Annotated in this window: 14 protein-coding genes; 6 read left to right on the forward strand and 8 right to left on the reverse strand. The window is 63.0% G+C overall.

What is annotated here, in order from left to right; all coding sequences use genetic code 11:
- The 6 genes from EN943_RS27275 to EN943_RS27300 form a co-directional block, all read right to left on the reverse strand.
- On the reverse strand, positions 1-1,395 hold a 1,395-nt coding region (locus EN943_RS27275; protein ID WP_164778399.1), incomplete at its 3' end, for a sugar ABC transporter ATP-binding protein.
- 61 nt (positions 1,396-1,456) lie between these two features.
- A complete protein-coding gene (locus EN943_RS27280; RefSeq protein ID WP_127415364.1) occupies positions 1,457-2,344 on the reverse strand; it encodes a sugar phosphate isomerase/epimerase in 888 nt (295 codons plus the stop codon).
- Positions 2,345-2,729: 385 nt separating this feature from the next.
- On the reverse strand, positions 2,730-3,359 hold the full coding sequence (locus EN943_RS27285; RefSeq protein WP_127415372.1) for an HAD family phosphatase: 630 nt from the start codon (positions 3,357-3,359) through the stop codon (positions 2,730-2,732).
- The gene (locus EN943_RS27290) at positions 3,359-4,879 is read right to left on the reverse strand and encodes an FGGY-family carbohydrate kinase (RefSeq protein WP_127415365.1); all 1,521 of its coding nucleotides are present in this window, start codon (positions 4,877-4,879) and stop codon (positions 3,359-3,361) included. The genes EN943_RS27285 and EN943_RS27290 overlap by 1 nt, the downstream gene beginning before the upstream one ends.
- Positions 4,880-5,040: 161 nt before the next feature.
- A complete protein-coding gene (locus EN943_RS27295; RefSeq protein ID WP_127415366.1) occupies positions 5,041-5,841 on the reverse strand; it encodes a BtpA/SgcQ family protein in 801 nt (266 codons plus the stop codon).
- Positions 5,842-5,879: 38 nt separating this feature from the next.
- Positions 5,880-6,740 carry a DeoR/GlpR family DNA-binding transcription regulator gene (locus tag EN943_RS27300; protein WP_127415367.1) on the reverse strand — a complete coding sequence of 287 codons (861 nt, stop codon included), beginning with the start codon at positions 6,738-6,740 and terminating at the stop codon, positions 5,880-5,882.
- 165 nt (positions 6,741-6,905) lie between these two features.
- Between EN943_RS27300 and EN943_RS27305 the strand changes: the two genes are divergently transcribed.
- The 6 genes from EN943_RS27305 to EN943_RS27330 all read left to right on the forward strand — a co-directional run bounded on the left by EN943_RS27305 (position 6,906) and on the right by EN943_RS27330 (position 12,888).
- Positions 6,906-7,706: an SDR family NAD(P)-dependent oxidoreductase gene (locus tag EN943_RS27305; protein WP_127415373.1), complete on the forward strand. Its 801-nt coding sequence runs from the start codon at positions 6,906-6,908 to the stop codon at positions 7,704-7,706.
- A gap of 174 nt (positions 7,707-7,880) precedes the next feature.
- Entirely contained in the window at positions 7,881-9,056 is a 1,176-nt protein-coding gene (locus EN943_RS27310) for an ATP-binding cassette domain-containing protein (protein WP_127415368.1), read from the forward strand.
- Positions 9,053-9,883 (forward strand): carbohydrate ABC transporter permease, encoded by an 831-nt coding sequence (locus tag EN943_RS27315; protein WP_013530271.1) that lies wholly within the window; start codon positions 9,053-9,055, stop codon positions 9,881-9,883. The genes EN943_RS27310 and EN943_RS27315 overlap by 4 nt, the downstream gene beginning before the upstream one ends.
- Before the next feature lie 95 nt (positions 9,884-9,978).
- Complete coding sequence (locus EN943_RS27320) at positions 9,979-11,274, forward strand: sugar ABC transporter substrate-binding protein (RefSeq protein ID WP_127415369.1); 1,296 nt, start codon at positions 9,979-9,981, stop codon at positions 11,272-11,274.
- Positions 11,275-11,379: 105 nt separating this feature from the next.
- Entirely contained in the window at positions 11,380-12,294 is a 915-nt protein-coding gene (locus EN943_RS27325) for a sugar ABC transporter permease (RefSeq protein ID WP_127395315.1), read from the forward strand.
- A gap of 60 nt (positions 12,295-12,354) precedes the next feature.
- Positions 12,355-12,888 (forward strand): hypothetical protein, encoded by a 534-nt coding sequence (locus EN943_RS27330; RefSeq protein WP_127415370.1) that lies wholly within the window; start codon positions 12,355-12,357, stop codon positions 12,886-12,888.
- 38 nt (positions 12,889-12,926) lie between these two features.
- Here the strand turns inward: EN943_RS27330 and EN943_RS27335 are convergent, their stop codons facing one another.
- Positions 12,927-13,496: a hypothetical protein gene (locus tag EN943_RS27335; protein ID WP_245476000.1), complete on the reverse strand. Its 570-nt coding sequence runs from the start codon at positions 13,494-13,496 to the stop codon at positions 12,927-12,929.
- A gap of 20 nt (positions 13,497-13,516) precedes the next feature.
- A partial coding sequence (locus tag EN943_RS27340) for a L,D-transpeptidase (protein WP_164778400.1) occupies positions 13,517-13,765 on the reverse strand: 249 nt, incomplete at its 5' end.

Genomic DNA, 13,765 nt, shown 5'->3' on the forward strand with positions numbered 1-13,765 from the left:
CATCAGCACGGCGTTTCCCGCCTTCACGAAATTGGCGAGGAAGGTGTAGATCTCGCGCTTGGCGCCTTCGTCGACGCCGCGTGTCGGCTCGTCGCAGATCAGGATCCTGGGGTTGGTGTCGACGCAGCGCGCAAGGACAACTTTCTGCTGGTTGCCGCCACTCAGGGATTGCACGGGCAGGTCCGGCGACGCCGTCTTGATGGAGAAGCGCTCGATGTGCTCGACCACGCTCCTGGCTTCCGCCGATCCGTTCATGAAGCCCTTGCGCGCATAATGCGGCAGGTTGGCCACGGTGATGTTGTGGGCGACCGACGCGGTCAGCGACAGGCCCGTTCGCTTGCGGTCCTCCGTGACCAGCGAAATGCCGGCGCCGATGGAATCGGCAGGCGTCTTGAGATCGACGGGCTTCCCCTCGATCAGCACCTGGCCGGAATCCCGCGGCTCGTTTCCGTAGAGTGCATTCACGAACTCGCTGCGACCGGAGCCGAGAAGCCCGTATATGCCGACGATCTCTCCCGCATGAACGGTCATGTCGATGTCGGCGAACTTTCCCTTCGACGCAAAGCCGCGGGCTTCGAGCAAGGGTTTCTGCGGGCCGATATCCTTCGGTTCGCGATGATGGTCCAACAGGTCGCGGCCGACGATCGACCGGATCAGGCCCTTGCGGTCGATTTCCGAAATCGATCCGCCGCCTACGAAACGGCCGTCGCGGAAGACCGTGTAATCGTCCGCGATCTCGAAGATCTCGGTCAGGCGGTGCGAGACATAAATGATGCCTACGCCCTCCGCGGTCAGAGTGCGGATCGCGTCGAACAGCATCTGCGCCTCGCGCTCGCCAATGGCCGAGGTGGGCTCGTCCATGATCAGGATGTCGCTGCGGCGGCTGATTGCCTTGGTGATCTCGACGAGTTGGGTCTGCGCGATCGAAAGATCGCGCAGCCGCGCACCCGCGGGGATGTTGAATTTCAACCGCGCGAGGATCGCCTCCGCGTCGCTTAGCATGCACTTGTCGTCGACGAAGAAGCGGCCGCGCCGCTGTTCGCGGCCAAGATAGAGGTTCTCGGCGACGGTCATGTCCAGGAAGGGGCTAAGCTCCTGGGTGATAATGGCGATACCCGCATCGAGCGCCTCGGCGGGGGAGGAGAAATTCACCTCCCGGCCTTTCACCGCGACGGATCCGGCGTCGCGCCGCAGCATCCCCATCAACACGCCGAGGAAGGTCGACTTCCCGGCACCGTTGCCACCGCACAAGGCATTGACCGTGCCAGCGCGCAACAGAATCCGCCCGCCGACCAGGGCGGGAACGCCTGCAAAGCTCTTCGCGACATTTTCAGCGCTGAGGAGAAGCGGCGCAGTGGCGCCGTTCTCGTTGGGGATAGCTTCGTTCTGCGTCATCTTCCCGTCCTCCTCGGGATGAGATGGCGCGGGCGCTTGTCGGCCCGCAGCCCTTTCGCCTTCAGGCAGCCTTGTTGATCTCGGCCCGGCGCACGGCCTCTTCCCAACGGCTTTCGATGAAGGCCTTGGCATGCGCGGCGAGCGGATTGTTGTCGGTCCAGGTGTCGCGCCAGATGCCGCATACCCGCGACAGGGCTTCATCGACGATGGCGCTGGAGAAGCTCTCGAAGGTGAAGTCGCGATTGTGGAAGCCAATGTCCACCAGGGCGGAAAAGATGCTCGCGAAATCGATCGTACCGGTGCCGAGATAGCCGCGGTAGTTCTCGTTGAAGTGGAAATAGCCGAGCTTGTCCCCGGCCAGACGGATCGCATCGGCCTGGCTCGCCTCCTCGATGTTCATGTGGAACGTGTCGAGATGCAAGAAGACGTCGTCGCGGCCGGTGTCCTTGATGAATTTCAGGCCTTGCGCGGTCGTATTCAAGAGGTTGGACTCGAAGCGGTTCACCACTTCCAGAACGATCTGCACGCCGCTATCCTTGGCGACCTCGGCGGTCGCGGCGATGGCATCGGCGCTGTTCATCCAGCCGGTCCGCGTGGGCAGCCCGTCATACTTGCCGTGCATCGAATAGAGAATGCCGCCCAATCGGATACCGCCGATGTCGCGGACCGCCTTGACCGCGTCGGACAACAGCGCCTTTCCCTTGGCGACGGCGGCCTTGTCCTCGCTCGAGACGTCTGCATCTGCCGACAGGCCCATCGTGACCACGATCTCGATGTCCAGCGCCTTGGCTTGTTTCGCCAGGCGGTCGAGGTCGAATTTCTCGGGCTGCAGATAGGCGAACTCGATCAGGCGGTAACCATGCTCCGCCGACTTGGCGAGCGCCATTTCCAGGCCCTCCTGGGTCAGGCCGTTTGTCCAGACAAATGAATGGATACCAAGACGCCGCATTCAGATCCTCCGATGACTAATTTTGCATGTTAAAGATACAAACTAGATCCTTAAATGCCTAAAATTCAGCCTCGGCGCAAGAGGATTCTGGCATGGTCGGCGCGAAGTCGATCATGCTGGGTTAAAAAATTGATGAAAAACAGGTAGCTATGAGATACAGTGGAGATGCGAGAAATTTTTCGTTGACCGATGCGAGAAATAGGATATGCAGCTTTTGACAACAAATAGCGTGTCGCCTGCACAAACTGAGCGGCATACCAACGAGCAGAACCGGCCCAACGTTCGTTCGTCAGTTCCTGCCAAGGCATTCGCTCGACCAGCCGGCTGAGGCCCGATCCTCTACCGGTATGCCAAGCGACACCGGGACGTGGCGACGCGCAAATCCTCAGACGGGAAACAGATCCAGGATCGACGACAGACGGTTGGTACTGAGATCGACGTCGCCGAGCAGGCCGCCGCTGGGGAGATAGCCAACCACGAACAGACCGGCGGCCCGTGCGGCCTTGGTGCCGGTGCGGCTGTCTTCCACGGCCACGACGGACCCAGGAGCTATGGCGAGCTGCCGGCAGGCCTCGCGATAGGGCGTTGGGTCGGGTTTGCCGACCGAAACGTCGTCGAGGCTGATTGTGAGACTCATATGGTCGAGCACGCCGAGCGCAGCGAGATTGGCATTGACGACTTGCCGGCCGGAATTCGACACGCAGACCTGCGGGACGCCGCGGTCAGCCAGGGTCCGGATCGTCTCGACCGCCTGGGGAATCGGGACGGCGTCCGCCCGGTTGGCGACGTAGTGGGCATTGATGGCGGCGAGCCACTCCGCCTGGTCGAGCCCGACTGGGAGACGCGGACGCAGCATTGTCCAGACGTCGCCCATATGGATGCCGCGAAAGGCCTGGTCGGGCAGGTCGTCAAGATCGACGTTCCAGTTGCGGCAGCCGGCGAGGAGAGATCGATGATGCAACGGCTCGCTGTCGATCAGCGTTCCGTCGATGTCCCAGGCGACGGCGCGATACATCACGATGACGATCCCGCTTTGGTCGCGCCAGGAGCCGACAGTCGCGCATAGAGATCGCGATAGCGGCGATAGCCATCGCGGTAGATGTCAGCCTTGCGCGGGTCGGGATCCAGCCGGTCGGCGAAGCTGACGAAACCGGAAACGCCCGACCAGTCGTCGGTCAGGCCGACGCCGATCGCCGCCGTCCAGGCAGCGCCGATGCAAGAGCCGGGGTGCCCGGTCAGGCGTTGGACCGGCTTTTGCAAGACATCCGCGACAATCTGCATCCAGACCTTGCTGCTCGAGCCGCCGTCGGAGGCGAGATAACGCTCGGTCCGGTGGCCCATGTCGTTGAGCACCTCGACATGATGCGCGGTGGCAAAGGCATAGGCCTCGAGCAAAGCGCGCCAGACATGGCCGATATCGTGCGACAGCGTCAGCCCATCGATCACGCCACGGGCCGCTGGATCATGGATCGGCGTCTTCTCGCCAAGGAAATAGGGCAGGATGATGATGCCGTCGGCACCGGCGGGACGCTCTGCCGCCAGCGCATCGAGCCGCTGGTGTACCGAAATGCCCTTGGCCTGTGCCGCGGCCACCTCGCCGCCGGCGAAATTGCGTACGAACCAGTTGAGGCCCGAGCCGCCGGTCGACATGCAGCCATTGGGCATGAACAGGCCCGGCACCAGATGATAATCGAGGTACATGCGCGGATCGGGCTTGATCTGATCGGTGGCGATCAGGATATCGACCGAGCCGCCGAATTTCAGGAGGACGTCGCCTGGCTTGGCGACCCCGGCGCCGAGCGCGGAGGCGATCATGTCGGCCGCACCACCGACGACAGGTGTTCCCGCCATCAGGCCGGTCTCATCCGCGGCCTTCGCCGAGACGGAACCGAGGATCTCATGCGAGGCGATCTTTCGGGGCACGACCGAGCGCGGTATGTGCGCGAGCGCCACCAGATCATCGTCGATCCGGTGAGTCGAAACATCGACGAAGCCGGCCTCCAGCGCCCAGTTCTGCTCGACCGCACGTTCGCCGGTGAGGCGCCAGTTGATATAGTCATAGGAGCCGAAAACGGTGGCGATGCGGCTGAACACCTCCGGCTCGTGACGTTCTATCCAGCGCAGCTTTGCGGTGACGAGCTGTTGGTTGATGCCGTTGCCGGCCTTGGCGATGAAAGCCGCCTCATCGCATTCGGTCCGCAGTTCGGTCACTTCGGCGCCACAGCGGCCGTCGCTCTGCTGGATGCTCGGCCGCAGCACTTCGCCCTGGTCGTCCAGAAGAACGACCGCCGGCAGCATGCCGGTGGTGCCGACCGCCACGATCTCTTCGGCCTTGATGCCGCTGGTCCTGAGCAACTCCTGCACGATGTCGCGGACATTGGTCCACCATTGCGCGGGATCTTCCTCGGCCCAGCCCGCATGCTCGGAATGCAGCGTGACGGGGCGCGAGGCGAGGCCCAGCACCTGATCGGGAAGCCGGATCAGAATACCGATCGTCGAGGTGGTGCCGATATCGAGACCGAGAACGAACGCCATGTCGAATCCATTGAAATGCCGGGAAGGGTAGGCGGGCGAACCTGTCTGCCTCGTCGTGTCCCGCTGCTCGATACCAGTCGATCATTCCGGACGCCGGCCCGCAACGACCGATATGATCACCGCGAGCCGGCGCGATGGCCGGCATCGCCGTGAAGCCGTTCTCAGCGCAAAGTGGCGACAACGTCCATGAAGCGCTTGACCCGATCGCCGTCGACGGCGTTCCAGGTATTGCCGTCGATCTTGAAATGGGTCCCGATCACGACGCCGCTCGCCAGCGAAAGGACATCGCGGACATTGTCGATGCTCACGCCGGTGTTGGCGAAGACCGGCACGTCCTTGATCGTCTCGCAGACGCTGCGCAGGTGGGACTGGTCGGCCGGCTGGCCAGTGATCGGACCGGAAACGAGGATCGCGTCTGCCATCGACGAGAACACCGCGCTCTTGGCGCGCAATTCAATCGGGCGCTGGTCGAGCGAGTGTGCGAACTCGGCATTGATGTTGAAGAGAAGCTTCATGTCGTCGCGACCAAGATTGTGCCGCAGGCGCGAGGCGGCGGCGCAATCGGGCTCCCACAGGCCCATGTCGGAAGCGAACAGGCCGGTGAAGATCTCGCGCACGAAACGGGCTCCGGTGGCCGCCCCGATCGCGACGCTGGCGGTCGGATCCCAGAGATAATTGACGCCAAACGGCACTTTCAGCTCGGGCTTCACCGCCTGGACGATCGCGGTCATGGCGGCAATGCCTTCCGGCGGCGCCTTGAAGACATAGGGGCGGTCGTTCTCGTTGCCGAACATGATGGCGTCGACGCCGCCGCTCTGCAGCTTGCGGATGTCGGAGAGTACGCCATCGATCAGCTTGTCGAGGCCGCCATCGGCATCATAGAGGGGCGTTCCCGGCAGGGCACCGATATGTGCCATCGAGATGACAGCCTTCTTCTTGTCGCCGAAAAATTCAAATACCATCGAGTCTTCTCCTTGGGAATAAGTGAAAATGTTGCGCCTCAGTCGCGCGTCAGTGGCGGCGCGATGCGCAGGTCGACCTTGGCCGCACCGAGCGCCGCGGCGATCTTGGCCGGCGGCTCGGCATCGGTGATGAGGATGTCGATGTCCGACAGTGGCGCTATCCGTACCAGCGACATGCGCAGGAATTTGGCGGAATCGCACAGCACGATCTTGGTGCCTGAGCGTCTCAGATAGGCGCGCTTCATATCGGTATCATCGAAGGAATAATCGAAGAGGCCGTCCGCCGTGATGCCGGAGACGCCGATCACGGCGACGTCGAACCACAGCGCCTCGAACTGGGCGATGGCCGCAGGCCCGCCGGTCGACATCTCGTCGGCCCGTACGCGGCCGCCGGCAACATAGACCTCGGGCGCGCCGCCGTTCAGCAGCGCCGCGATCCTGAGGCTGTTGGTGAACACCTTGGCATGCGGAAGGTCCCTGAGGTGCTCGGCCATCAGATAGGTGGTGGTGCCGACATCCATCGCGATCGTGCGGTATCCCGAGACCAGCGCGGCCGCGGCTGCGGCAATCGCGGTCTTCGGGTCGCGGCGCTGGCGCAAGCGCGAATCGAAACTCGGCTCCTCACTGTCCATGGCGACCAGCGGCGGGGTGTCGGCCTCGATCGCGCCGCCATGGATTCGCACCAGCCTGCCCTCGCGTTCCAATTCGACGAGATCGCGGCGGATCGTCATGTCGGACACGGCAAGTTCGGCCGCGGCCGCAGCGACGGTGAGCGACCCCGTCCGGCGCAGCAAAGCCAGGATGCGTGCCTGCCGATCGTGCGCGAGAAGGCGCTGACGATCGGCATCACGCGGTGCGCCGTGCGTGGGCGATAGAGAGGGGGCGGTGTCGTCTGCCATCGATTTATCCGGTGGGTAAGCTGCTGACGAAGCGGTCTGCAGTTTTGACCCTATCGCATGATCAAACATTTTCAAACAAAAATATGTTTGCAGTGTTCGAATTTATTGGTATGCATCTTCATATCAACAGAACGCATTCCGCCATCAAGCAGAGAGAATACGACCATGCCGGCTGTCTCCGTCATTCCTCCAGTGCTTGCCGAACTTGCGGGCAAGCGTGCCTTCGTGACGGGCGGCGGCGCGGGGATCGGTCGGGCGATCGCGACCGCCTTGACACGGCAGGGTGTCGCCGTGGCGATCGGTGATCTGGATCCCAAGGCGGCGCGCAAGGCGGCCGAGGAGATTGGCGGGGGTGCTACGCCTGTTGCGGTCGATGTTCGCCGTCGTGAATCCGTCGAGGCGGCCTTCGCCACTGTGTTGGAAGCGCTAGGCGGCTGCGATATCCTGATTGCCAATGCCGGCGTGTCCACCATGCAGCACGCGCTCGATCTGACCGACGAGGAGTGGGACTTCAACTTCTCGGTCAATGCACGCGGTGTATTCCTGGCAAATCAGATCGCTGGACGGCATTTTGTCAAGCAGGGAACGGGCTGCATCGTCAACACCGCCTCGCTTGCCGCGAAGGTCGGTGCGCCGCTCCTGGCGCACTATTCGGCATCCAAGTTCGCCGTGCTCGGCTGGACGCAAGCTTTTGCCCGCGAGCTCGCGCCCAAAGGGATACGCGTCAATGCCGTCTGCCCGGGGTTCGTCAAGACCGGCATGCAATCGCGAGAAGTCGAGTGGGAGGCGCATCTGCGGCAAGTCACGCCCGAACGGGTGGTCGCCGACTATATCGCGCAGACGCCGCTCGGCCGGCTCGAGCTACCGGAGGATGTCGCCGACGTCGTCGTGTTCCTCTGCTCGGATCAAGCCCGCTTCATGACTGGCCAGGGCGTCAACGTGACCGGCGGCGTCTACATGACCTGACGGCTTTTGGCGGCTGTAGCCGGATCCTGATGCTGGCACGCGCCATCCAAAAAAGTGAACACATATGATCAGAGGGTAGGCTTTTAATGTTATATTTTGTTCTCTAAGATGACCGTTCGCTCGACTTCGGCCTTCGGCGTTCAGCCGGGCCAGACGGGTTCATGAGGAAAGTCTATGGGGTCTATCGAGCTCGATCGCGTTTCCAAGCTCTACGGCAATGGCAATTACGGGGTGCATGAGGTCGATCTCACCATTCCTGACGGTGAATTCGTGATCTTTCTCGGCCCGTCGGGATGCGGCAAATCGACGACGCTGCGGATGATTGCCGGCCTGGAGAGTATCTCCTCCGGCGATCTTCGCATCGGTGGCAAGAGCGTCGCCAATGTCGCGCCGCGCGACCGCAACGTCGCCGTGGTGTTCCAGAGCTACGCGCTCTATCCGCATATGTCGGTGCGGCAGAATATGGCCTTCGGGCTGAAGATGCGCGGCACCGACGCAGCGGTCATCGATGCCAAGATTGCGGACGCCGCGAACCTGCTCGGTCTGCAGAACCTTCTCGGCCGCAAGCCGGCTGCGCTTTCGGGCGGCCAGCGGCAGCGTGTCGCGCTCGGTCGGGCGATCGTTCGCGAACCGGCGGCCTTCTTGCTTGACGAGCCGCTGTCCAACCTCGACGCGCAGCTGCGCGCCGAAATGCGGCTCGAACTCGTCAAGCTGCACCGGCGCCTCGGCCGTACCATTGTCCATGTCACGCACGACCAGGTCGAGGCCATGACCATGGGCGACCGCATATGCATCATGCGCGATGGTCGCCTGGTCCAGGCCGGCCGGCCGCTTGAAGTCTATGCCGATCCGGTCAACACCTTCGTCGCGCGCTTCCTGGCGACGCCGCCGATGAACCTCATTCCGGCCACGCTTCAGCCCGCACCTGGCGAAGGGCTCTCCGTCCTGACCGACAGTGGTGCCGTGCTTGCCGTCCCCGACCGCCACCGCAACGCCTATGGCGAGCGTGTCGGGCGCCGCGTCATTCTGGGCGTGCGGGCCGAGGATTTCCACGAAAGCCCCGACAAGCCGGACTGGCAGAAGATTGCCGTACGGGTCGTGGCCGTCGAGGCTCTCGGCGCCGAGAACGTCCTGATCGGCCAGATTGCCGGTCAGGCCACCGGCATGGATGATGCCCACTCCGCCGGCGGCGACAAGCCGTTGGAGATCGCCGCCCGCCTGAGCCGTTATTTCACGGCGCCCGTCGGCTCGATCGTCGAACTCTACATCGACCCGCTGCCGATGCACCTCTTTGATCCCGAAACCGAACTGGTCATCGCGCGGCCGAGCCTCATGGGGGCCACGCTATGACCAGCATGGACAGAAACGAGCGGCCGGCCTTTCGTCGCCGCTTCGGCCTGCATTTCGGGCTGATTGTCGTCTGCGCCATCGTGCTGCTGCCGCCGCTCTGGGTGCTGCGGACAAGCTTCGTGCCCGAGCAGCTATCCTACAGCAACGAGCTGATGCCGGCCTTTACGACGGACAATTATTCGGCGCTGCTGTCGAGCCGCTTCGGTCAGTCCTACCTCAACAGCCTGATCGTCGCGCTCGGCTCGGTTCTGCTCGCATTGCCTTTTGCCGCGACCACCGGTTATGCCTTCGCCCGCTTCCGCACGGGCGGTCGTTGGGCGCGTTTTGCCGTTCTGGCGACGCAAATGCTGCCGCCCGTGGCGCTGGTGCTGCCGACCTTCACGCTGTTTCGAAGCCTGGAGCTCAGCAATTCTCTGACCGGGCTGATCATCGTCTATGCCGCGCTCAACCTGCCTTTCCTGACCTGGATCCTGATGGGCTTCTTCGAAGGCATTCCAGTCGATCTGGAGTGGGCGGCGATGACCGACGGCGCGACCGCCTGGGGCGCCTTCTGGCGCATTGTGCTGCCGGTGTCGATGCCCGGTATCGCGGCCGCCGGCGTGCTCGGTTTCATCCTGGCGTGGAATGAGTTTTTGTTTGCCCTGGTTTTGAGCGGGCCCAAGACGGCGACCATACCGGTTGCGCTCGCCGCGTTGCAGACCTCGAATGGCGTCCAGATCGCCAAGGTCTCTGCCGGCGTCGTCCTTGCCATCCTGCCGCTGGTCGTGGCGTCCCGCTTCATCCAGCGTTTCATCGTCCAGGGCTTGACGTTCGGCAGCGTGAAATAGGCCGGCCGCTCCGAGAGCCGACATGGCTCGCTAGCCGGTTATGAAATCGTGACGGGATCACCGCCGCGTCCAGAGGGAAAGAGGAGTAGAGAGTTATGACTTGGAACAAGCAGACCTTGATCAAAATGCTGATGACGGCCGTGAGCGGGGCAGCTGTTGTCGGCGCATCGCTTCCGGCCAGGGCGGCCGAGCCCATCACCTTGCACGCCTTGATGGAGGACGTGCCGGAAACCAAGATCATCGAAGCGCTGTTGCCCGAATTCGAGAAGCAGACCGGCATCAAGGTCGAGTTCGAGAAGATCGGCTATCCCGACATGCACGACAAGCTGGTGTCGCAGCTGACCGCGTCGCAGAGCTACTACAATGTGCTCGAGGTCGACTTCCTGTGGGCCGGCGAATTTCCGGCGGCCGGCTGGCTGGCCGACCTGAAACCCTTCGTCGAGAAATCCAAATACGATCTGAGCCCCTTCATTCCCTCGACGCTTGACCTGCTCGGTCGAACCAAGGACCAGCTGTTCCTGGTGCCCATGTACAACTACTCGATGGGCCTCCTCTACCGCACGGACCTGATCGGCGACGAGAAGCTCAAGGCCGCCTACAAGACGGCAACCGGCAAGGAACTCGCTTTGCCGACGACCCTCGAAGACTATGTGGCGATTTCCAAATTCATGAAGGCCAATGCCGGCGTCGCCGGAGCCGCGATGCAGGGCCAGCGCGGCGATCCCAACAGCATGGAATTCTCCAACTACCTGTTCTCCGCCGGCGGCAGCTATCTCAATGCCGACGGCAAGGCGGGCCTCGACACGGCAGAGGCCAAGAAGGCGCTCGATCTCTATGTCGACAACATCCAGCATGGCGCCCAGCAGGGTGCCGTGTCGGCGACGCTCGATGACACCATGCGCCTGATGTGCAGCGGTTCGGCCTTCAGCATGGTCACCTATTGGTGGATGCTGCCGCAGATGGACGATGCCGTGAAGTGTCCGACGGTCGCCGGCAAGGTCGGCCTGTCGGTGATGCCGGGTGGCCATGGCGAAAGCGGCGGTTGGGGCTGGGGCATTCCCAAGAACACGTCGCCGGAAGAGCAGGAAGCCGCCTGGACCTTCATCCAGTGGGTGCAGAGCAAGGAGGTTTCGGTGAAGCGCGCGCTCGAGGGCCACGCGCCCGTGCGCAGCGATGTCTATGCCGATGCGGCGGTGCTGGCGAAATATCCCTTCTACAAGACCGCCGAGGATGTGGTGGCGACCGGCAAGTCGTTCCCGATCTTCACCTATTCGGCGCAATACGAGGATCTGCTCGGTACCCAGCTCTCGCTGGCGGCTGGCGGCCAGGCGACTTCGGAGGCAGCGCTGAAGGCGGCTTCCGACGGCCTGCAGGGGCTTCTCGACAAGTAGCGGTCCGGCTCGGCAAGGAGATCCGGCGCGGCGGTGTCAGCCGCGCCGGATCTTGACCAGACCCGGATCTTGACGAGATCAGCAACCGACCAAGGCTCGGCTACGATGCACAATGCGATCAAAAAAGGATGGGCTGCCCGTGGCCGCGAGTGGCGGACCGGCTGGGCTTTTGCCTTGCCCGGCCTGCTGCTGCTGGCAATCGTGATGGGCTTTCCGCTGGCCTATGCCTGCATCCTCTCGATCTCCTCGATGACCTTGATCAAGCCGCAGCTTCTGCCGCTTGTCGGGTTCAAGAATTTCGCCTCGATGATCGGCGATGAGCTGTTCTGGAACGCGCTCTGGCTCACCGTGCGCTATTCGGCGGTGACGGTGGTCGGCGAATTCGTGATTGGTCTGGGCATCGCCCTGATGCTCAACCGGACGGTCCGGATGAAGCCGGTCTATTTCGCGGTTCTGACCATTCCCATGGCGATGTCGCCAATCAGCGTCGCCCTGATCTGGCGCATGCTGCTCCAGCCCAATCTCGGCATCGCCAATCATCTCATGGAAACATTCGGCCTGCCGCGCCTCGACTGGCTGGGCACGCCAGGCATGGCGCTCTGGACGATGGCGGCGATCGACATCTGGCAGCAAATGTCCTTCGTCGTGCTGATCCTGGCCGCGGGGCTCGCCGCTTTGCCGCGCGATCCCTATGAGGCGGCTGAAGTGGACGGCGCGCGCGGCTGGCAGCAATTCTTCTACATCACCCTGCCGATGCTTCGGCCGGTCGCGGCGATCACCATCATCATCCAGCTGATCAATGAGTTCCGGACCTACGATCTGCCCTATGTCCTGACCAAAGGCGGGCCGGGCAATGCGACCGAAGTGCTGAGCTTCTTTGCCTATCGCCGTGCCTTTCTCGGCCTTTCGCTCAACGAAGGCGCGGCAGCCGCGTTCGTGCTGCTGCTGATCGTCCTTCTGCTCACCGTGATCTTCTTCGCCGTCCTCGAACGCTCGCAATCGGGAGAGGGCCGGAAGTAGGGTTGTTAAGCCTTGAGCAATCTATGCGGTCTATCCTGGCTTGCAGATTGTCGAGGGAACATGAAACGCCAGCCGCTTCTGCTTTTCGCCTTTCCGTTTCTCATTCTGGCGGTCCTGGCAGGGGAGCGCCTGGCGACCTTGTTGCTGGGCGCCTATCCAGCCAGCCCCACCGCATGGTGGCTATGGCTTGAACTGCGCCCTCTGTCGACGGTGCTTTGGCAGCAGGTGGATGTCTGGCTGGGCGGTTCAATGGCTTTCGAAGCCGCCATCCTTGCCGCCGCATCGATCGTCTGCTGGATGTCGTGCCACACCAAGCGGTCGGCATTCTTCTTCCTCGCCAACCATATCGCCCTGATTTTCGCCGGGCTGATGATCGCGGTCGGCAGCCATTCGGAAACGGCGAGCACGATCGCCGTATTCACCTCGCCCAGCGGTTTTCCATTCGCGCTGACGGTTGATTTCACCTTGAAGAACAGCCTGGTGCTGCTTTTGGGCCTCGTGGCCTGTGCCTACTGCCACATCGCCTTCCTCACCGAGGTGCGGGAGCGGTCCGTCCGGGCCATTCGCATCCTGGCGCTGCAGCGCGATCTTTAGACTCGCCCAAGCGGCCTTCGTTCAGCCACGCCCGAAATCTAGTTGATCCGGCGGTAATAGACCTTGCCGTCGGGCTGCTGGATGCGCTGGTAGTTGGAGCTTGGAGCAGGGGGCGACGCCGATGCGATTCTCCTCCTGGGTGTGGGCGCCTCGATGACGCCGGGTTCGCTCGCGCTCTCTCCGTCGAGGGCTTCGGGCGCTTGCGCCAGCGTGCTGGTGGCGATCTCGGACGGTTCTTCCGCACCCGGCATAGCCTCGCCGCCGGCGACCGGCACATCCCGCCCCAGCCGGGCAATGCTGGCATCGATCTCGTTGAAGCTGCCTTGCAACTGGCTGTCCAGTTTCTCGAACCGGCTCTGAAAACCGTTGTTGACCGTGTCGAGCCGGGCCGCGATCCGCTGCTCGAACGCGCCGAGCTGCTCCAGCCGCGCCTCGACGAAACGCAGGTCGCTCATGCCCCGATAGAGATAGACCGCGGCCGCCATGTTGACCGCGGTGATCAGAAGCGCGCCACCGGCGACGATGACGCCGATCGTCTTTGCCTTGCTGGGTTTCCCGGTGGCAACCGGTTCGCGCTGTTCCTGGTTTCCGATATCGATCGCCGGCATGTCCGGTTCGCTGATCATCGTCATTGGACCACCACCTTTGCGCCGACCGCGACGCGTTTGAAGAGATCGATCACATCCGTGTTGGTGAGACGAAAACAGCCCGACGTCCCGTCGAAGCCGACACCCGACGGGTCGTTGGTGCCGTGTATGCGGTAGAGCGTGTCGCGCCCGTCCCGCGACAGGTAGAGCGCCCTTGCGCCGAGCGGGTTGTAGGGGCCGGCGGGCACCATTTTCGGCAGCTCCGGCTGGCGCGCGCGCATTTCCTGCGG

The organism is Mesorhizobium sp. M7A.F.Ca.US.006.01.1.1 (genome assembly GCF_003997935.1).
In the GTDB taxonomy this organism is placed as follows: Bacteria; Pseudomonadota; Alphaproteobacteria; order Rhizobiales; family Rhizobiaceae; genus Mesorhizobium.

Coding starts and splice junctions, on each gene's coding strand:
- EN943_RS27280 (WP_127415364.1), bottom strand. CDS start 2,344: ATGCGGCGTCTTGGTATCCATTCATTTGTCTGGACAAACGGCCTGACC.
- EN943_RS27285 (WP_127415372.1), bottom strand. CDS start 3,359: ATGTATCGCGCCGTCGCCTGGGACATCGACGGAACGCTGATCGACAGC.
- EN943_RS27290 (WP_127415365.1), bottom strand. CDS start 4,879: ATGGCGTTCGTTCTCGGTCTCGATATCGGCACCACCTCGACGATCGGT.
- EN943_RS27295 (WP_127415366.1), bottom strand. CDS start 5,841: ATGGTATTTGAATTTTTCGGCGACAAGAAGAAGGCTGTCATCTCGATG.
- EN943_RS27300 (WP_127415367.1), bottom strand. CDS start 6,740: ATGGCAGACGACACCGCCCCCTCTCTATCGCCCACGCACGGCGCACCG.
- EN943_RS27305 (WP_127415373.1), top strand. CDS start 6,906: ATGCCGGCTGTCTCCGTCATTCCTCCAGTGCTTGCCGAACTTGCGGGC.
- EN943_RS27310 (WP_127415368.1), top strand. CDS start 7,881: ATGGGGTCTATCGAGCTCGATCGCGTTTCCAAGCTCTACGGCAATGGC.
- EN943_RS27315 (WP_013530271.1), top strand. CDS start 9,053: ATGACCAGCATGGACAGAAACGAGCGGCCGGCCTTTCGTCGCCGCTTC.
- EN943_RS27320 (WP_127415369.1), top strand. CDS start 9,979: ATGACTTGGAACAAGCAGACCTTGATCAAAATGCTGATGACGGCCGTG.
- EN943_RS27325 (WP_127395315.1), top strand. CDS start 11,380: ATGCACAATGCGATCAAAAAAGGATGGGCTGCCCGTGGCCGCGAGTGG.
- EN943_RS27330 (WP_127415370.1), top strand. CDS start 12,355: ATGAAACGCCAGCCGCTTCTGCTTTTCGCCTTTCCGTTTCTCATTCTG.
- EN943_RS27335 (WP_245476000.1), bottom strand. CDS start 13,496: ATGCCGGCGATCGATATCGGAAACCAGGAACAGCGCGAACCGGTTGCC.